Raw genomic sequence first — 17,653 nt, forward strand, 5'->3', positions numbered from 1 at the left:
ATGTTTCGACCCGTCAGAATTGCGGCCGTCGCTTTTGTCCTTGTGGCTGCGGCCATCTCGTCCGCGCGCGCGGCGGAGGTTACTTTCGACGACACTGCGCGCTTTCTCGCAGGCATGCAGCCATCGGCTGACTCGCCGCTGGTGGCGCTCACGAGGAACCCATCCTGGCAGCATCACGCAAAATTCTTCGACGGCGCCTTTGCCCAGCTCGAGCAGCGGCAATTGTCGAAGATCCGGAGCTGGTCGGAGGTCAATCTCGCCGCGCCCCGGCCGACCATGTTCTATTTTTTCAGCGGCCCGGATTTCCTCTACGCCAACGCCTTTTATTCCAAGGCCAGCACCTACGTGCTGGGCGCGCTGGAGCCGGCCGGTGCGGTGCCCGATCTGACCCGGCTGCCGCGCGGCTCGGTCGATGCCGCGCTCTACAATGTCGAGCGCTCGCTCGGCTCGATCCTGAGCTTTTCCTTCTTCATCACCAAGCAGATGAAGCTCGACCTGCACGCCAACCAGGTCAACGGCACCCTGCCAATCCTCTACGTCTTCCTGGCGCGCTCAGGCAAAACCATCCGCAACGTCGAGACGGTCGCACTCGATGACAAGGGCGGGGTGCACACCGCGAACGACAATCCGGGGCCGAATGCCACACGCGGGGTCCGCATCACCTTTGCAGGTGCCGACGGCGAGGCGCGCACGCTGTATTATTTCTCGACCGATCTTTCCAATTCCGGCGCGCGCGCGGCAGGCTTCCTGAAGTTCTGCGAGGCGCTCGGGCCCGGCAACAGCCTGCTCAAGAGCGCATCCTATCTGCTGCACGCGGGAAACTTCACCGTCGCCCGCGACTGGCTGCTCGCCAACAGTGCGACCATTATCCAGGACGATTCCGGCATTCCGCTCGCCAGCTACAATTCGCGGCAATGGCGCTTCTTTCCGTTCGGCCGCTATCTCGGGCCGATCGACAAATTCCCCGGCCGCTACCAGGAGCGCTACGCCGAATTGTTCACCCGCGCCCAGCCGATCGATTTCGGCGTCGGCTATCGCTGGCGGATGCACGAGTCGAACTTGCTGCTGTCGGTGAAAATGGCGGGGAGCGAAGCCGCGCCGGTCGCGGAGACAACTTCGTCCGCCGAGCCGCCGCCCAGGACGCGGCCTAAGCGGCCGCGTCCGCCCGAGCCGGTCCCGCCGCCCGGGCGATTCTTCTGGTTCCGCTAGCTACCAGTGCACGCTCTGACTCGGCACGATGAACGCCGTCGTGCTGGGCGGCGTTGCAAGACTTGTCGCCAGATACCAGCCGGAGCCGACAACGAGCATGAGCAGCGCGATGATCGCGAGCATGTCGATGGTTCTGGAATCGTGATCCCCCGGATTGAATCTGGGAGGCGAACCAAGTCTGAAATGAAAATGAGGGCTGATTTTCCAGCGCATTGTTGTTTCCTCCTGAGGAGCATCAAAACAACGCGAGGGGAAAGTTCCGGTTCCGGTCAGGGCAGCGATGCGCAGAGCACCGCAGCATACTTACGGAGCGTTGACGCCGCGCCAGCGCGCGTAGCGCCATGGCAAGTACCAGCGCGCACCCTGCGGCGCAGTGAGAGGTACGTTGTCGATGCCCGACGTGCCGAACGGATTGCAGCGTAACAGGCGGGCGAGCGTCATCCAGCCGCCGGCCCAAAGTCCAAACCGCTCGATCGCCTCGTCGCCGTACACGGAGCAGGTCGGCAGGTGTCGGCAGTTGTAGCCAACCAATGGAGACAGGGTGTGTCGATAGAGCCAGATCAGAGCGCGACCGAATCGGCGTGGCAGCCGCAGCGCTTCAGCGACAGGCATGGAGCAGTGCTCGCAGGTTGAGTGCTTCATGTGCGCTATGCCACCCTCGTGAGCGCCCGGTTGCGCAGTTCCAGCGCAGGGAACAGCGTATCGTTGTGTCCGCGCCATAGTTTGCCTGCTTTTTGGGAGCACTGCAGCAACTACCTATGGACGATCTGTATTCCCCCGGATACCATTTTTGCGACGTTCATGTGAGGTTCACTGGGATGTCGAAACGGGGCTTGCCTGATTGCTTTTGGGGCTTGGGGAAGGAACCAGTTTGAAAGTTCTGAAGTCGTTCAATCTTCGCGGCTGGTTGCTGGTGGGAACCGCCGCTTTGGGTGTCGTGCTGGCCGGTGCCGTCGCGACCTTCGGTTCGTCGGCCAGGGCGGGCGCCTCGCTCGAAGAGCGCAAGTTGCCGATGAAGTTCGGCTGGGTCGCCTGCGAGCCCAATTGCCGCGGCTGGGTCAGTGCGGTCGGCATCATCACGGCTGATACGCCGAAGGACTTCGACGACTTCGCGCGCGGGCGCCAGCTCGGCGGCGCCACCGTCGTGCTCGACTCCAGCGGCGGTTCCGTCAACGACGCGATCACGCTCGGCCGCCGCTTCCGCAACCTCGGCCTTCTGACCACCGTCGGCATCACGCAGCAGGGCGGCGGCAGGCAGGGCGCTCGTCCGGCGGTGACCTCGGAAGCCTATTGCGAATCCATGTGCGTGTTCCTGCTGCTGGCCGGCAAGAAGCGCTACGTGCCGGAAGCAGCACATGTGCGCGTCCATCAGATCTGGATGGGCGACCGCGCCGATGATGCCAAGGCGGCGAGTTACAGCGCGCAGGATCTGATGATCGTGGAACGGGACATCGGCCGGCTCGCCAAATACACCTTTGACATGGGCGGAGCGGGAGACTTGCTGTCGCTCGCGCTCAACGTCCCACCCTGGGAAGATCTGCACGAGCTGGACGCTGCCGAGTTGAAGCTCACCAATCTCGTGACGACCAATTTGGTGGCCGACGTGCTGCCGCATGTGGATATCACGGCGCCTGCGGTGGCCGAGCTTGCGCCGAAGACGCAGGCAAGGTTCGGCGAGGAACCGGAGCTGCAACCTGCCAGGTCGACCAAGACCGCGGAAGCCGTGGTCCCGACCGGCGGCGTCGCGGCACCGGTTGCGGCACCGCAGAAGTAAGAGCTTCAGCCTGGACTCAGCCCTGCGCGGTGGCCGGCTGCTTTGCCTTGGCCTCGATCTGGCCGATCGCATCGACCACGGCATCGAAGGTCAGCAGCGTCGAGGCGTGACGCGCCTTGTAGTCGCGGACCGGCTCGAGGAACTTGATTTCTTCCCACTTGCCGTCGGGAGGCGTGCCATTCTCTTTCAGCATCTTGCGAACGGTTTCGCGTAACTGCCGGAGTTCGCTTGCAGTCGAGCCGACCACGTGACTTGCCATGATGGATGAAGAGGCCTGGCCCAGTGCGCAGGCCTTTACGTCATGCGCGAAGTCGGTGACGGTGTCGCCCTCCATCTTGAGATCGATCTTGACGGTCGAGCCGCACAGCTTGGAATGGGCCGTGGCAGTGGCATCGGGGTCCGACAACCGCCCGAGGCGCGGAATATTCCCGGCCAGCTCAATGATCCGTTTGTTATAAATGTCGTTCAGCATGTGATGGAGTCCAACACTGACCTGCCGGATCGGCCTTGGCGGGCGCGGTCCATGGCCCTATATAGGGCTGGAACTGGCGGAAAAACAGTCCGGCGGTGCGTCGGCGATGATCCAGATCCGGCGTTGTTGCCAAGCGACCTCTTTCGCCAAATATTGTTCTCTTCAGGCGTTCGGCGGCTTGTCCGCCCCGTCTGCCGGTGACACTCCGGCCGCAAGGCCGTCGAACGGAGTAGACATGGACGCTGCAATCAAATCCATCCGCCCGAACAAGCCCTCCGACAAGCAGCCCGAGAGCCGCCCGGCGGAGCTTGATCCTGCCGAATTCCTCGCGGCCGCTGTCCGCGCCGACCAGCCGCGCCCCGCGCGTGCCGAGGCGGAAGCAGCGGTGAAGACGCTGCTTGCCTATATCGGCGAGAACACCGGGCGCGAGGGCCTGCTCGACACGCCGCGCCGCGTGGTCGAGGCCTTCGACGAACTCTATCAGGGCTACCACCAGTGCCCGGCCGAGGTGCTCGACCGCACCTTCGGCGAGACCGCCGGTTATGACGACTTCGTGCTGGTACGCGACATCGAGTTCACTTCGCAATGCGAGCATCACATGATGCCGTTCTACGGCAAGGCACATATCGCCTATACGCCGGTGGAACGCGTCGTCGGCCTGTCGAAGCTTGCGCGGCTGACCGACATCTTCGCCCGCCGGCTCCAGACCCAGGAGCATCTGACGGCGCAGATCGCGGCCGCGATCGACGAAATCATGAAGCCGCGTGGCGTTGCCGTCCTGATCGAGGCCGAGCATACCTGCATGTCGGTGCGCGGCGTCGCCAAGCATGGTGCCTCGACCTTCACCAGCCGCTACACCGGCATGTTCCGCGACAATCCCGCGGAGCAGGCCCGCTTCCTGTCCATGGTGCGAGGCATGACGCGCTGACCTCGCGGATAACCGGCGAGGATTGTCGTGTCCGCTCACTCCCACGAGATCGAGGAAGGCCTGTCCTTCCTCCCCAAGTTCGATGCCGCCGGCCTCGTGACCTGCGTGGCGACCGACGTCACCACCGGTGACGTGCTGATGGTCGCCCACATGAATGACGAGGCGCTGCGCAAGACCATTGCTACCGGCGAAGCCTGGTACTTCAGCCGCTCGCGCAATGCTTTGTGGCGAAAAGGTGAGACCTCAGGTCAGACCCAGCGCGTGGTCGAAATCCGCGCCGATTGCGACCAAGACGCCGTCTGGCTGCGCGTCGAGCAGATCGGCGCCGCCTGCCACACCGGTCGCCGGTCCTGCTTCTATCGCAAGGTCGAGGCCGAGGGCGGCGAAGCAAGGCTCGTCTTCATCGATGCTGACAGGCTGTTTGATCCGAACGCGGTCTACAAGACATAGCGGGCTGTCATTCCGGGGCGCACGAAGCGCGAGCCCGGAATCCATTCTACGGCATCAGGCGCGGTTAGATGGATTCCGGGCTCATTGCTGCGCCATGCCCCGGAATGACTCGGGGAGGGGCAGACCCCCGAATTAACCCGGCGTTAACCATAACTGTCCCACGGTGAGACGATCAGGCGTCCGAATTGCCGGCGCCGCTCAAAATACCGCGCGGGCCCGTCACGCCATCATGTCGGTCGACAATTCCAGTGCCTCGCAAACGGCCGCAACCGACTCATCGCTGCGCGTTGCGGGCGCGATCAAGCAGGCTTCGAACCAGACCGGCGTCAGCTTCGAATACCTGCTGACCACCGCCAAGATGGAATCGGATTTCGATCCGTCGGCCGGCGCCACCACCTCGTCCGCTCACGGCCTTTATCAGTTCATCGATCAGACCTGGCTCGGCACGGTGAAAGAGGCGGGCCCCCAGCTCGGCTATGGCAACTATGCCGGCGCCATCAGCAAGACGTCGTCCGGCGCCTACACCGTCGACGATCCCTTCATGAAGCGCTCGATCATGAAGCTGCGCGATGATCCCGAGGCCGCTTCCAGCATGGCGGCGGCGCTGACGCAGTCCAACAGCTTCAAGCTCACCGGTCTGCTCGGCCGCAGGCCGTCTGACAGCGAACTCTACATGGCGCATTTCATGGGCATCGGCGGCGCGGCGAAACTGATCGCCAATGCCGAAGACAACCCGCAAGCGGTCGGTGCGCGGCTGTTTCCCAATGCGGCATCCGCCAACCGCTCGATCTTCTACGCCAAGGACGGCCGCGCGCGCAGCGTCTCCGAAGTCTATTCGGTGCTGAACGCGCGCTATGCCAGCGCCTCGAATGCGAAATCCACACGCAGCGCGATGGCGATGTATGGCGACACGCCGTCGACCATACAGGTTGCCGCCGCCAACGGCGTGCAGCCCACCGCGCCGATGGTCGATGGCGCCGCCTATCTCCAGACTTTCCCGGATGCACGAGGCGTGACTCCCGTGGGCGCGACATCGTCGGCGACGGTCGCTGACAATACGCCGATCACGCCGGCATTCCGTTCGATCTATCAGCCCGGCGATGCGACGCAGCCGGTCTCGACGACGGTGCAGAAATTGTGGGGCAACAACGCCTCGCTTACTTCGGCCGCGTCGGCAACACCCGACGTGCGGCCGCCGCAGCCGCTCGATCTGTTCAGCGATCGCAGCGGCACGTTCTCGAGCTAGCGCACTATCGCGCCGTTGCGCTGCCGCCGGCCCTTAACAAATCATCAATAAAACCAGCCAGTTATGGTGAACGCTTTGTTAAGCGTCGTGGTTTATTTTGTGTTGCAGGTGACAGGCCGTCACCATTTCGTTTTTTCGTTGCGTAAGCCGGAAGCACCATGATCGTTCGGCAGTTTATCAATTGGATCAGGACCGCGCCCGCCGGTGAGCGGGCGGAGGCAACGCGGGCGTTGGCCCGGGCCTGGCTGATCTCGGACCTTTCTCACGACGACCGTGTTGCCGCCGAGGGCGCGCTGCTGATGCTGCTCGACGATCCTTCGCCGCTGGTGCGGCAGGCCATGGCCGAGGCGTTTGCGCGCAGCACGGATGCGCCGCCGTCGATCGTGCGGGCGCTGTCGGCGGACCAGCCGACCGTAGCGCTGCCCGTGCTCGAACATTCGCCGCTGCTGATCGATGCCGATCTCGTCGACATCGTCGCGACCGGCGACGACGAGGTGCAATGTGCTGTTGCTCGCCGTATTGCGCTGCCGGTCTCGGTCTGCGCCGCCATCGCCGAGGTCGGTTGCGCGGCCGCCGCGCTGGAGTTGATCGAAAATCCCCACGCCGAACTGGCACCGTTTTCGTGGAATCGTATCGTCGAGCGTCATGGCCACCTCGCTGCGATCCGCGAGGCGATGCTGGTGCTGGACGACATTCCGGCCGCGACGCGCGCTGCCTTGGTGGCAAAGCTCTCCGAGACGCTGGCGCAGTTCGTCGTTGCGCGGAATTGGCTGAGCGCCGACCGTGCCGAGCGCATGACGACCGAGGCGCGTGATCGCTCCACCATGAATATCGCAGCGCGCTCCCGCGGCGACGACATGCAGGGCCTGGTGAAGCATCTGCGGATCACCGGCCAGCTCACCGCGGGCCTGATCCTGCGCGCGCTGCTGTCGAGCAATCTCGAATTGTTTGATGCCGCGCTCGCCGAACTCGCAGATCTGCCGCTCGCGCGCGTCTCCGCGCTGCTGCACGACCGTGGCGGCAACAGCCTGCACGCGCTGCTTCGTCGCGCAGGGCTACCCGAGGCGACGTTCGCGGCGTTCCAGGTCGCACTCGATGCCTGCCACGAGCAGGGCTTTGTCGACACCGACGACACCGCGGCGCGCTTGCGCCGGCGCATGGTCGAGCGTGTGCTGACCCATTGCGAGACCGATCGCGGCGCCACGGAGCCGCTGATGGTCCTGCTGCGCCGCTTCGCCACCGAATCCGCGCGCGAAGAGGCGAGGTTGTTCTGCGACGAGCTCGTTGCGGAAGACACAATCGATCCGGTGTATGACAATTTGATCGCGGCGTAGTTCAAGCCCGCCCGCAAACTCCGCCATTGCGAGCGCAGCGAAAGCAATCCAGACCGCTCCTCCGTGGAGGGATTTCTGGATTGCTTCGCTGCGCTCGCAATGACGAGACGAGAGAGCTGAGTCCTTACTCCGCCGGCACGATGCTCGGCGCCAGGATCACTTCGAGATGCTCGGGGCGGTCGCGGTTGACGTCGGCGAGATAGTCGTCGGCGACCTTGCGCAGACGGCGGCTGAGCTCGGCGGAGACGCTGATGCTGTCGAGCTTGGTGTTCTCGTGCACGATGGCGAGGATCGCGTTGATGTGGTGCGTGAACAGCTCGGCCGGCACTTTCTCGAGATCCGGCGCGTGCTCGATGACGCGGCACAGGCTCTCGGCAACCCGAGCCGCGGCAGGAAAGCCGAACGTGGCGGCGTCGCCCTTGATGTCATGCGCAGCGTGGAACAGCTCGTCGCGCCGCGCCTTGGTAAAGCCGTCGTTGCGGATCGCGACGTAGGCAGACGACAGCCGGTTGACCTCGGTCGTCATCCAGTCCTTGAATTCGCCGGACAGACCGGCAAGCGCCCGCTCGGCGCGTCCGATCGGATCGTCCAGATCCTTTTCCTCGACCCGGCGCAGAACTTTGCGCAGCGGATTGGGCTGCGTGATGATTTGATGCGTGGCGAAGGCCGCGATCTCGATGTCCTTTGCGCTGTTCTTCGCCATGATGCCTGCCTCGTAGGGTGAGACGTTGCGCTAGATGGAGGAGCGGGCCTTGTCGAGCAGCGAGGGCTGCTGGAGCACCTCGTGCTTTTCGCCGACGCGGCGTTCCGGGCCCATATAGGCGGAGTTGGTGTTGCGGCGCCGGTCCGGGCCGAAATAGGTCTTGGTCTTGATGAAGGGCCGGGGACTGGCGACCACGTTGAGAATGCGCTGGTAGAGGCCCTTGGCCGAGATCGGCTTGGCCAGGAATTCGGTGACGCCAGCATCGCGCGCGACCGTGACGCGGCGCTTCTCGGAATGGCCGGTCAGCATGATGATCGGCGCATAGGGATTACCCTTGGAGTCCGGCTGCCGGATCATCTGCGCGAGCTCGAGCCCGTCGAAGATCGGCATTGCCCAATCAGTGATGACAATATCGGGCACGTAGTGGCTGTACATTTCGAGCGCCGTCGCCCCGTCCTCGGCCTCATAGACTTCGCGCGCGCCGAACGAATGCAGCAGCGTCCGCAGGATGCGGCGCATGTGCGGATTGTCGTCGCAGACGAGAAAACGCAGCTTGTTGAAGTCGATGCGAAACATGACGCCTGGGCCAAAACGGTCAACCTTCGTTAACCATATCGCGCCGAGGGTTAACGAAGCGTTGCGCACGGCCTCCGGCGGGCGGCGGTGCAGGCAGGTCAGTAGCCGAACTGCTCGCGCAGGATCCGTTCCTCCAGGCTGTGACCGGGATCGAACAGCATGCGCATCGAGATGGTCTTGTCGGACAGAATCTCGACGCGCCGAACCCTGCGTACCTCCTCATGGTCGGCAACGGCCGCGACGGGCCGCTTGTCGTCTTCCAGCACCTCGATCACGACATAGGCCGTGTTGGGCAGCAGTGCGCCGCGCCAGCGCCGCGGCCGGAAAGCGCTGATCGGTGTCAGCGCCAGCAACGCGGCGTTGATCGGCAGGATCGGGCCCTGGGCGGAGAGATTATAGGCGGTCGAGCCTGCCGGCGTCGCCACGATGATACCGTCGGCGATCAGCTCGGGCATGCGCTCGCGCTCGTCGATCAGGATGCGCAGACGCGCCGCCTGATAAGTCTGGCGGAACAGATAGACCTCATTGATGGCGTGATGCAGGTGGACGCGGTCATTGGTATCGGTCGCGCGCATCAGCAGCGGGTTGATCTCGGATTCATGCGCTGCCTCGAGCCGGGCGCGCAGGTCGTGCGTCGAATATTCGTTCATCAGGAAGCCGACCGTGCCGCGGTGCATGCCGTAGATCGGCTTTCCCGACCGCATGTGCTGGTGCAGCGTCTGGAGCATCAGTCCGTCGCCGCCGAGCGCGACCACGACGTCGGCTTCACTCGGATCGCAATTGCCATATTGCGTGGTGAGCTGGTGGAACGCGGCCTCTGCCTCGCTGCTCGGGCTGGCGACGAAGGCGATCCGGTCGTATCGCGATGGCTTGGTCATGGCTTCCAGGTTGGTGTCGCTGGCTCGAGAAAGTTCTGCCGAGGTCGTCTATACGACCTGGGCCTCCATTGTCGAGGATGACCGCCCGGCAAGGCAAACGGGTCGGCGGAGGGCGGCAAAAGCCATGCGGACCGGCCCGGAAAGCCCATCCGGGGCCTCCGATCCCCCAAACCGTCGCAATTGCCAGCTACAGTTGCAGCCAGTGGCCGACGGGCGGGTCCGGGAGGACAATCATGATCATGAGCTTGCCGATGCTGCGCCGTGCGGCGCTGGTGCTGGCGGTGTCTGGTATCGCGCTTGCGGGCTTGACGTTCGCAGACTTGGCGCGCGCGGACGATACGCCGCAGCCGCGCAACGAGGCGACGGCGCCTGCGGGACAGAAGGGCGGGCGCGGCAGCAATGCCGCACAGGCCTCGCCATCTGCCGCCGAGCAGCATCGTCTGCCCGGCGACTCGACCACCAAGCAGACCCTCGATCTGCCGGGCCGAATGCTCAACTTTGCCGCGACCGCCGGCTCCATCCGCGTCTTCGACGACAAGGGCGAGCCGCTGGCCGACATCGCCACCACGTCCTACGAGCTCGACGGTGCCGATCGCACGCGCCCGGTGACATTCCTGTTCAACGGCGGGCCCGGCGCCTCGTCGGCCTGGCTCCAGTTCGGCGCGGTCGGGCCGTGGCGGCTGCCGCTCGACGGCGAGGGGTTGTCGCCGTCGGCCTCGCCCGAAGTGAAGCCGAACGCGGAAACCTGGCTCGACTTCACCGACCTCGTCTTCATCGATCCCGTCGGCACCGGCTACAGCCGTGTCATCGCGAGCGGCGAGGATGCACGCAAACGGTTCTATTCGGTCGATGGCGACGTCAACTCGATTGCGCTCGTGATCCGCCGCTGGCTCGAGAAGCACAACCGCCTGACCTCGCCGAAATATGTCGTGGGCGAGAGCTATGGCGGCATTCGTGGGCCGAAGGTCGTGCGCCAGTTGCAGATTCAGCACGGCGTCGGAGTCAAAGGATTGATCCTGGTGTCCCCGCTCCTGGATTTCCGCGAGTTCACGGGCACGAGCCTCCTGCAATATGTCGCGACCTTGCCGAGCTATGTGGCGGTCGCACGTGAAGCCAAGGGGCCGGTCAAGCGCGCCGATCTCGCCGATGTCGAGGCCTATGCGCGCGGCGAATTTTTGGCCGATCTCGTCAAGGGCGAGGCGGACAAGGAAGCCTCCAATCGTCTTGCCGACAAAGTCGCAGAGCTCACCGGCATCGACGCGGCGGTGAGCCGCAGGCTCGCCGGCCGCTTCGACGTCAGCGAATTCCGTCGCGAGCTCGACCGCAAGAATGGCATGGTGACCGGGCGCTACGACGGCTCCGTGCGCGGCTTCGATCCCTACCCGGATTCGAGCAGCTCGCGCTTCGGCGACCCCTCGGGCGATGCGCTTCAGGCGCCGCTGACGAGTGCCGCGGTCGATGTTCTCACGCGAAAACTCAACTGGCGGCCCGACGGCTCCTATGAAGTGCTCAACGGCGCCGTCGAGCGCAACTGGGACTTTGGCGGCGGCATCAACCCGCCGCAATCGCTGTCGGAGCTGCGCCAGATCCTCGCCACCGACGCGAAGCTGAACGTGCTGGTCGCGCACGGCCTGTTCGATCTCGCCACGCCCTATTTCGGCACGAAGCGGGCGCTCGACCAGCTGCCGGCCTTTGTGACGTCGCGCGTGAAATTCGTCGTCTATCCCGGCGGCCACATGTTCTATTCGCGCGATGGCTCGCGACAGGCGCTTCGGAGCGAGGTCGAGGCGCTGATCAGGAGTAGGCCGGCGTTTTCGTGGCGGATACCGCCGCGCGATCTCGCGCGCGACGACGTTCGCGGGCTTGATGTTGGCGCCGCCAAGCCAGATGTCGCTGACCCTGCCGCGCTTGTCGCGGACGCGGCGCACGGGTTCGCCGTGGCTGGAATAGCCGGCCGCCCAGGCGAGCTTGCCGGTGTCGCGGCCCGTGACCTCGATTTCGGCGGCGTCCATGAACGGATTGTTGAATTGCGGATTCGCGACGAGCACGCGGTTGCCGGCGGGCACGAGATCGCTCGCGCCCCAGATCGTCCACCAGCGGCCGGTCCAGTCGCGCAGGCGCCGGTCGGCTGCACCGCGGGTCTTGAAGACGCGCAGGATCTGCATGGCACCGTCCATCCAGATCGGGGCCGCGCCGTCGATGCAGTTGCTGAGGATGCTGATCGCGAGTTCGCATCCGGGAATGGAGCAGGTCCTTGAGATGTAGCCCTGGAAGCCGCCGCCATGCCCGAACCAGTCCCAGCCGTCGGTCTTGCCGGCGTTGACGCCGAGGCCGTAATAGCCTTCGAAACTTTGCGGCACGCGCCAATGATTGCGCGTCATCTCGCGGCGGCTCGCGACTGACAGCACGCTCTTCCTGGCGTTGGGGGCGAGCTGGGCAAAGAAGCGCGCGGTGTCGGCGGCGGTGGCGACGAAGCCTGCGGCCGATGCCATCGCGTGCGCGGGGTTATCGCCAGGGATTACGCAGCGCTCGCCGAGCGGCAGCTTTCGCGTGTGGCCGCGCGCAAACAGCGCGCCCTTGGGAAGCGGCGCATTCGGCTCGGTCTCGCGGAGGCCTGCAGGCTCGACGATCTCGCGCTTGATCCAGGCGGAATAGGGCTCCCGGCTCACCGCTTCGATGACGAGCCCCATCAGGGCAAAGCCGTGGTTGGAATATTTGAAGCGTAAGCCGGGCTCGATCGCGGGAGGCCCGTTCAAGTCGGCGAGCAGCTCCTTGGCGTTGAGATAGGGACGGCTGTCGATGAACTGCCCGGAATCGGCGCCGTCGCGCGTCAGTCCGGCGCTGTGCGAAAGCACTTGCGCAATCGTGGTCTCGGCCACGCGCGGCTGCAGGCCGCTCACATATTGGCCGACGGGATCGTCGAGCCTGAGCTTGCGCTGCTCGCGCAGCTTCATGACGCCCGCCGACGTAAAACTCTTCGAGTGCGAGGCGATGCGGAAGCGATGGCGCGGCGTGAGCCGCTCGCCGGTGTCGAGATTGGTAAGACCAAACGCATGCTCGGCAACGACCTCGCCGCGATGGACGAATGCGACCATGACGCCGGGCTGCTGGACGGTCGTCTGCTGGAATTCGATCCAGGAGCCGATGTAGTCGATCGCGGATCGCAGCCACGTGTCCATTGCGCACCAATTTGCGAGGGGATCAGTTGCGAGAAGCTAGCCGAGAAAGCAGAACGGGCACAACCCGGAAGGTTGTGCCCGTTCGCGCCATGCGAAGATGCGATGTCTTTAGTAGACGAGCGTCGCGCCGGTCGGCTTGTCGAGTGCGGCGGCCAGCGAGCGATACTCGGAGCTGTCGGTGCCGGCAAGCATGGCGATCTTGTTCAGGTGATACTGCGCCTGTTCGCGGTTGCCCTGCTCGAGCTGCCAGAGGCCGTAATACTGCCAGGTGCGGACGTGGTTCGGATCGTCCTTCAGCGCGATCTCGTAATAGACCTTCGACGACTGGTAGTCGCCGAGCTTGCGATAGGAGTAGCCGATCAGGTTGGCCACGTCGGCAACGTCGTCACGCTTGAGCTGCTTCAGCTGGCCGATCGCGCCCGTATAGTCGTTCTTGTCGTAGATCGCGGTGTAGGCGGTGCGATAGGCCGCCAGGAATTTCGGATCGCTGACGGAAGAGCTCTTCTTCTTGCCCTTCTTGGACGAGTTGTCCGACTTCGGCGGCGTGGAGGGCTCATCGCTGCCGGCCGCATAGGCGCTGGTCAGCACCGGCGCCGCCGCCAGCGACATGGCGACAAGTCCCGGCACAACAAGCATTGAGAGTTTGCGCATTGAAGTTCTCCCGTATGGAACGCGGCGATCCTACACGATTGCCCGAATACCGGAACACCCGGTACGCAGAAACATTCCCGGCACCCGCCATTGCTGAGATGACAAACTTGTCATCGAGATGAACGGGAGCTGGCCGCGGGCTTCAGACAGGGTTCAGTGCGCTCCCTCTAGGCTCTGGGCCATGATCGAAGGGTTGGCGAGAGGGCGCCCGCCTCAAGATCCTTCCAAGAGGAGACGACCATGTTGAAGACCATTTCCGCAGCCTTGCTCGCAGCTTCCGTCATCGCAGCCCCGGCCTTCGCAGCTGAAGCCGGCAAGACGACCACGACCGCCCCGGTCATCAAGGCGGACCAGACTCAGACCAAGGTCTCGACCACCGCCGCCAAACCCAGCGCCGATGCCAAGGCCGATAGCAAGACCAAGGCGATGAACGCCAACGCCGCGATCACGCCGGATGAGCACAAGACCGTGCGGACGCATCGTCATCACCACAAGCATCTGTCGGTCAAGAAGCCGCTGAAGACGCAGTCGAGCGTCGCCAAGCCGGCGACCATCGAGAAGCGCAGCTAACGACTGATCCCGCGCGGCGGTATCCCTGGATTGCCCTGCTGCCGCGTGCGGAGTTCAGGCCCGGCTCGTTCGTCACGTCCCGCGCGCAAGCGCGAAGGCGCTGGCGGCGGGCCGGCGCGCTTTGTGGAAGCGAATTCCCTTGCGCAGCCTTGCAGCTAGAAACAACGCCGAGTCCGACTGGCTGGAGAATGTGATCCCTTGGGGCGATCGGCAAAACGCGCGGCGATCCTGGTGCTGCCTCTGGCGCTCGCGGCCTGTTTCGGCAGCGATGGTGACCGCCCATCCCTGATGGAGGGAGGCCAGGCCGGAGGGCCGCAGCCGTTTCCCGACAATTTTCGTGGTGACGCGCTGGCCCTGATGCGCGCCTATCTCAACAATCCGGTCGGCGTGCGCGACGCCAGCATGGCCGATCCGGTGCTGAGGGAGGTCGGCGGCCGGCAGTTCTATATCAGCTGCCTGCACTTCACCCCGCGCGAGACCGATGGCACCTATAAGGCGATGCGTGAGCGCGCCATCATCTACGTCAACGGCCGGGCCGACCGCGTCGTCGAACGCGCCAACGAACTCTGCGCAGGCGCGGTTTACGCACCCTTTCCAGAACTGGAAAAGATGACGCGGTAATGCAAAGCCGGCCTTCATCGCGCAGTGCTAGAACAGGAACCGCCGGAGCCGCCGGATCACATTTCGGCGAGCTTTGAACGGATCGGTTTTGCCTTGCGACAAATCGTTGCGGCTGGACCCGTGCGGACCGACAAATCTGTCTGCGCAGGCCGACGTGATGGAACAAAAGCGCGATGTTGCCGCTCCGTCACAGTAACGAACGATCAACGTTCCGGCATCGCCGCGAAGCAACCCAATTCACGCCACGTTGTTTCCTGAGTGTCGTAAATGAAAGAACGGGGATGACCATGAAGACGATTTTGCTCGGGGCAGCAGCCTTGCTCGCTCTGGCCGCACCGGCGGCCGCAGCGGACATGCAGCCGCGCACCTACACCAAGGCTCCCGCCTACACGCCGCCGCAGGTGATCTATAACTGGACCGGCTTCTACATCGGCGGCCATGTCGGCGGCGCGTTCGCCGGGGACAGCAGTTTCCAGTCCAGTGACGCCCGCTTCCTGGGCGGCGTACAGGGCGGCTTCGACTACCAGTTCGCGCCCAATTGGGTGGTGGGTATCGAGGCCCAGTATTCCTGGCTGCCGACCAACAATAACGGTGTCACGTTCCCGCTGGGCACGCAGGTAACCTCGGGCACCGACCAGCTGGGGTCGGTGACCGGCCGCATCGGCTACACCTGGGGCCCGGCGCTGCTCTACGCCAAGGGCGGTTACGCCTGGCGCAATGGCGGCCTCGGCGTGAACATCGCCGGCGTGCCGCAGGCCTTTACCGCCACTGGCAACAGCAAGGACGGTTATACCGTCGGCGCCGGCCTCGAATACATGTTCGCGCCGAACTGGTCGGCCAAGGCCGAGTACCAGTATTACAATTTCGGCAGCACGACGATCACCTCCGGTCCGGCCGACGTCGTCGGCGTTCGCGGCCGGGACGACGAACATACCGTCAAGGTCGGTGTGAATTACCGCTTCGGCTGGGGCGGTCCCGCTGCCTCGCGCTACTGATCCGCCGCGCGCAGCACGACCACGATCTGACAAAGGCCGGCGTCCCGCCGGCCGTTCGTCTGTTTGCCTTGCGTGAACCATCTGGCGCGTCATTTGCAAGCAAACAGTCTGGCGCGCGGCTTCTCACGCGTGTCACGGGGATCGGGTAAAGCAAAAATAATTTTTGCGGCTTACGGAACTCGCGCTCCGGACAGCGTTATTACTGAATTGCCGGGCTGGTGGGACAACGAACATGCGTATCTTGGCGTCGGTGGTGGTGGTCTCGTGCTTCGTCGCCCTGCCGTGCTCTGCCCAAACAATCCTCAAATCCGAGCCTCTGATGTTGGCACCTTATGAGGTCGCCTTCGTGAAAGACGCCGCCTGTCCGTCGGGCAAGGTGCTCAAGGTCACCGGGGCGATCCGCGGGCTGCACCGCCGCAAGGCCTGCGTGGCGCTTGCCGGTGAGCAGGCCTCGCTGGCGACCGCGACGCCCTGAGGCACTCGGCCAGTCTCCGGCTCGATCTCACGAGTTGAGCTGAAGCTCCATCCTGGATTCCCGCTCGGCGTCCGCCTTGTTCTTGGCCGGGTCCTCGCCTTGGGCGGCTCGGCACGATCTGATCTCATAGTCATTGTCGAGCACCCGGCGCGGACCTTGCCGCTCGTCGTCGGTGCCGACGTCCACGACCAGGCCGCTCCGTTGCGCGAGTTTCCAGACGTCAGCCTCGCTCGGATAGGCTTTGCTGATCTGGCTGTCGTTGCAGAACAGGGCGTAAGGCATGCTTCCCGCTCCCGGAAAGCCCATCAACGGCTTCATGGCCCGAGGGGTTCCAAGCTGATCACGGGGCCGTGATCGAGCACCATGGTCACGGGGGCAGAGAGCTGTGCTCTGAGTCCTTAACGAGTCCTGAATCCGCCCAAAAAGAAACTTTGGGACTCGTTTGACGGAATCAGGGGATGTTTCCGGCCATGACGACCGACCTGAAAACCTGCTGCGGGCACATGCTTCTGCCACTGACGCTGGCACTGTTCGGTGCCTGTGCAGCCAATCTCTGGCTGGTGTGGTCGTGGCTGTAAGAGCTTGGCTGTAACGTCTTGTGGTAGGCGAGCCGGCTCTACTTCCGGGCCGGCGGCGGTGGGGCGGCATCGCCCATGGCGGCCCGCAGCTTGCTCAGGGTCGCCGCGCAATATTCCTCGCGCTCGCGCTCGAAGCGCTCCTGATGCTTTCTGAAGTTAGCGATGCGCGCCTGCATTTCGCTGCGGAAATCGCCGGCCCTCCGTGGCGGGGTGACCGGCAGCGGCGGCGCCGCGGCCTGTTGCGGCGGATCGGCCTGCTGCTCGAACGCGACGGTCACGGCCTGGACGGAGACGATCTCCGCGGCCAGGACCGGCGCAACCGCGGCGGTATCCGGCTGACGGATATCATCCCTCTTGCCGGAAACCGATTGGACGAAGGCCAGTGTCTGCGCGATCAGTGCGTCGCGCTCTCTGATCCACTTCATGATCCACCACCCTGTTGGAGCCATTCCAGCAAAGCCGGGGCGCCGAATCAAGAAGGCTGTCGGCAAGGGATTGCATATTTTTCCCGGACGCCCGAGAATGGATGCATGGATTCCAGGGCCGACCCGTCGGACGAAGCGCAGGGCCTGCGGCTCGTACGCGCCTTTCTGTCATTGCCGCCCGATAAGCGGGCGGAGGTGATTGCGTTCGTCGAGGACCTGGTGCGCGTCCATGCCCGGCTTGACGATGGGCATGAGATCTCCACCCTGCCTGATCGATAGCTATCGCCGGCGTGGATTGACATTGGGCGCGGTGCCGACATTTGCACCTGGGCCTAGGCTCGGGAAATTCCGCGGACGGTGCGCCGCCGCTCCTATTGCGGCAGCAAGAGCGCCATCGCGACCGCGAAGAGGAAGAGCGTTGCCACGACGGCCGCGACCGCTCCGGCGATGATCTTGGCGCTTTCCCGGCTGGTGTAAGGCTGCATGCGGCCTGTACTCTACCTGATGTTGAACGCTGATCCAATCCGTGGTCAGTAACCGTCCCCGCGACGCAAGCGGCCAACACCTTTCCGGAAGGTTACGCCATGAG

General features: G+C 64.3%; 20 protein-coding genes and 2 pseudogenes. 12 read left to right on the plus strand and 10 right to left on the minus strand.

Annotated features, from left to right (window positions below; translation table 11 throughout):
- On the plus strand, positions 1-1,209 hold the full coding sequence (locus tag ACTGJ9_RS20700) for a hypothetical protein (RefSeq protein ID WP_456672637.1): 1,209 nt from the start codon (positions 1-3) through the stop codon (positions 1,207-1,209).
- Here ACTGJ9_RS20700 and ACTGJ9_RS20705 read toward each other — a convergent pair whose 3' ends face one another.
- Both ACTGJ9_RS20705 and yidD read right to left on the minus strand, forming a co-directional pair.
- Positions 1,210-1,422, minus strand: a complete 213-nt coding sequence (locus tag ACTGJ9_RS20705; RefSeq protein ID WP_456672638.1) for a hypothetical protein — start codon at positions 1,420-1,422, stop codon at positions 1,210-1,212. It lies immediately after the preceding gene.
- 90 nt (positions 1,423-1,512) lie between these two features.
- A complete protein-coding gene (gene yidD / locus ACTGJ9_RS20710; protein ID WP_456672639.1) occupies positions 1,513-1,851 on the minus strand; it encodes a membrane protein insertion efficiency factor YidD in 339 nt (112 codons plus the stop codon).
- Between the two features lie 229 nt (positions 1,852-2,080).
- On the opposite strand from yidD, the gene ACTGJ9_RS20715 reads away from it, so the two are divergent.
- Positions 2,081-2,983: a hypothetical protein gene (locus tag ACTGJ9_RS20715; RefSeq protein WP_456672640.1), complete on the plus strand. Its 903-nt coding sequence runs from the start codon at positions 2,081-2,083 to the stop codon at positions 2,981-2,983.
- A gap of 16 nt (positions 2,984-2,999) precedes the next feature.
- Here ACTGJ9_RS20715 and ACTGJ9_RS20720 read toward each other — a convergent pair whose 3' ends face one another.
- Entirely contained in the window at positions 3,000-3,455 is a 456-nt protein-coding gene (locus ACTGJ9_RS20720; RefSeq protein ID WP_456672641.1) for an iron-sulfur cluster assembly scaffold protein, read from the minus strand.
- Between the two features lie 235 nt (positions 3,456-3,690).
- Between ACTGJ9_RS20720 and folE the strand changes: the two genes are divergently transcribed.
- The 4 genes from folE to ACTGJ9_RS20740 all read left to right on the plus strand — a co-directional run bounded on the left by folE (position 3,691) and on the right by ACTGJ9_RS20740 (position 7,413).
- The gene (folE, locus tag ACTGJ9_RS20725; protein WP_456672642.1) at positions 3,691-4,383 is read left to right on the plus strand and encodes a GTP cyclohydrolase I FolE; all 693 of its coding nucleotides are present in this window, start codon (positions 3,691-3,693) and stop codon (positions 4,381-4,383) included.
- A gap of 27 nt (positions 4,384-4,410) precedes the next feature.
- The gene (gene hisI, locus ACTGJ9_RS20730; RefSeq protein WP_456672643.1) at positions 4,411-4,833 is read left to right on the plus strand and encodes a phosphoribosyl-AMP cyclohydrolase; all 423 of its coding nucleotides are present in this window, start codon (positions 4,411-4,413) and stop codon (positions 4,831-4,833) included.
- A gap of 229 nt (positions 4,834-5,062) precedes the next feature.
- Complete coding sequence (locus ACTGJ9_RS20735; protein ID WP_456672644.1) at positions 5,063-6,079, plus strand: lytic transglycosylase domain-containing protein; 1,017 nt, start codon at positions 5,063-5,065, stop codon at positions 6,077-6,079.
- A 158-nt stretch (positions 6,080-6,237) separates the two neighbouring features.
- Positions 6,238-7,413: a DUF2336 domain-containing protein gene (locus tag ACTGJ9_RS20740; RefSeq protein ID WP_456672645.1), complete on the plus strand. Its 1,176-nt coding sequence runs from the start codon at positions 6,238-6,240 to the stop codon at positions 7,411-7,413.
- Between the two features lie 124 nt (positions 7,414-7,537).
- Here the strand turns inward: ACTGJ9_RS20740 and ACTGJ9_RS20745 are convergent, their stop codons facing one another.
- From ACTGJ9_RS20745 to ACTGJ9_RS20755, 3 genes are all read right to left on the minus strand, one after another.
- Positions 7,538-8,116, minus strand: a complete 579-nt coding sequence (locus ACTGJ9_RS20745; RefSeq protein WP_456672646.1) for an Hpt domain-containing protein — start codon at positions 8,114-8,116, stop codon at positions 7,538-7,540.
- Positions 8,117-8,146: 30 nt separating this feature from the next.
- Positions 8,147-8,692 carry a response regulator gene (locus ACTGJ9_RS20750; RefSeq protein ID WP_148778380.1) on the minus strand — a complete coding sequence of 182 codons (546 nt, stop codon included), beginning with the start codon at positions 8,690-8,692 and terminating at the stop codon, positions 8,147-8,149.
- A gap of 98 nt (positions 8,693-8,790) precedes the next feature.
- Positions 8,791-9,570: an NAD kinase gene (locus ACTGJ9_RS20755; RefSeq protein WP_456672647.1), complete on the minus strand. Its 780-nt coding sequence runs from the start codon at positions 9,568-9,570 to the stop codon at positions 8,791-8,793.
- Between the two features lie 233 nt (positions 9,571-9,803).
- Between ACTGJ9_RS20755 and ACTGJ9_RS20760 the strand changes: the two are divergent.
- Positions 9,804-11,369 (plus strand): annotated as a pseudogene (locus tag ACTGJ9_RS20760) (S10 family peptidase); the annotation flags it as partial.
- Here ACTGJ9_RS20760 and ACTGJ9_RS20765 read toward each other — a convergent pair.
- Together ACTGJ9_RS20765 and ACTGJ9_RS20770 are read right to left on the minus strand one after the other, a co-directional pair.
- A pseudogene (locus tag ACTGJ9_RS20765) lies at positions 11,367-12,749 on the minus strand (serine hydrolase domain-containing protein); the annotation flags it as partial. The pseudogenes ACTGJ9_RS20760 and ACTGJ9_RS20765 overlap by 3 nt on opposite strands.
- A gap of 108 nt (positions 12,750-12,857) precedes the next feature.
- Positions 12,858-13,400, minus strand: a complete 543-nt coding sequence (locus tag ACTGJ9_RS20770; RefSeq protein WP_456672648.1) for a tetratricopeptide repeat protein — start codon at positions 13,398-13,400, stop codon at positions 12,858-12,860.
- 240 nt (positions 13,401-13,640) lie between these two features.
- Here ACTGJ9_RS20770 and ACTGJ9_RS20775 point away from each other — a divergent pair, with 240 nt between their 5' ends.
- From ACTGJ9_RS20775 to ACTGJ9_RS20790, 4 genes are all read left to right on the plus strand, one after another.
- A complete protein-coding gene (locus ACTGJ9_RS20775; RefSeq protein WP_456672649.1) occupies positions 13,641-13,970 on the plus strand; it encodes a His-rich protein BRANT in 330 nt (109 codons plus the stop codon).
- Between the two features lie 198 nt (positions 13,971-14,168).
- Positions 14,169-14,591 carry a hypothetical protein gene (locus ACTGJ9_RS20780; protein ID WP_456672650.1) on the plus strand — a complete coding sequence of 141 codons (423 nt, stop codon included), beginning with the start codon at positions 14,169-14,171 and terminating at the stop codon, positions 14,589-14,591.
- Positions 14,592-14,878: 287 nt separating this feature from the next.
- Entirely contained in the window at positions 14,879-15,586 is a 708-nt protein-coding gene (locus ACTGJ9_RS20785) for an outer membrane protein (RefSeq protein WP_456672651.1), read from the plus strand.
- Positions 15,587-15,818: 232 nt separating this feature from the next.
- Complete coding sequence (locus ACTGJ9_RS20790) at positions 15,819-16,061, plus strand: hypothetical protein (protein WP_456672652.1); 243 nt, start codon at positions 15,819-15,821, stop codon at positions 16,059-16,061.
- A 27-nt stretch (positions 16,062-16,088) separates the two neighbouring features.
- On the opposite strand, the gene ACTGJ9_RS20795 is transcribed toward ACTGJ9_RS20790, so the two are convergent.
- Positions 16,089-16,343, minus strand: a complete 255-nt coding sequence (locus tag ACTGJ9_RS20795) for a hypothetical protein (protein ID WP_456672653.1) — start codon at positions 16,341-16,343, stop codon at positions 16,089-16,091.
- Between the two features lie 334 nt (positions 16,344-16,677).
- Positions 16,678-17,064: a hypothetical protein gene (locus tag ACTGJ9_RS20800; protein WP_456672654.1), complete on the minus strand. Its 387-nt coding sequence runs from the start codon at positions 17,062-17,064 to the stop codon at positions 16,678-16,680.
- Between the two features lie 105 nt (positions 17,065-17,169).
- On the opposite strand from ACTGJ9_RS20800, the gene ACTGJ9_RS20805 reads away from it, so the two are divergent.
- Positions 17,170-17,343: a hypothetical protein gene (locus ACTGJ9_RS20805; RefSeq protein WP_456672655.1), complete on the plus strand. Its 174-nt coding sequence runs from the start codon at positions 17,170-17,172 to the stop codon at positions 17,341-17,343.
- Positions 17,344-17,653 lie beyond the last annotated feature (310 nt).

This window comes from Bradyrhizobium sp. RDM12 (genome assembly GCF_051917485.1).
In the GTDB taxonomy this organism is placed as follows: Bacteria; Pseudomonadota; Alphaproteobacteria; order Rhizobiales; family Xanthobacteraceae; genus Bradyrhizobium.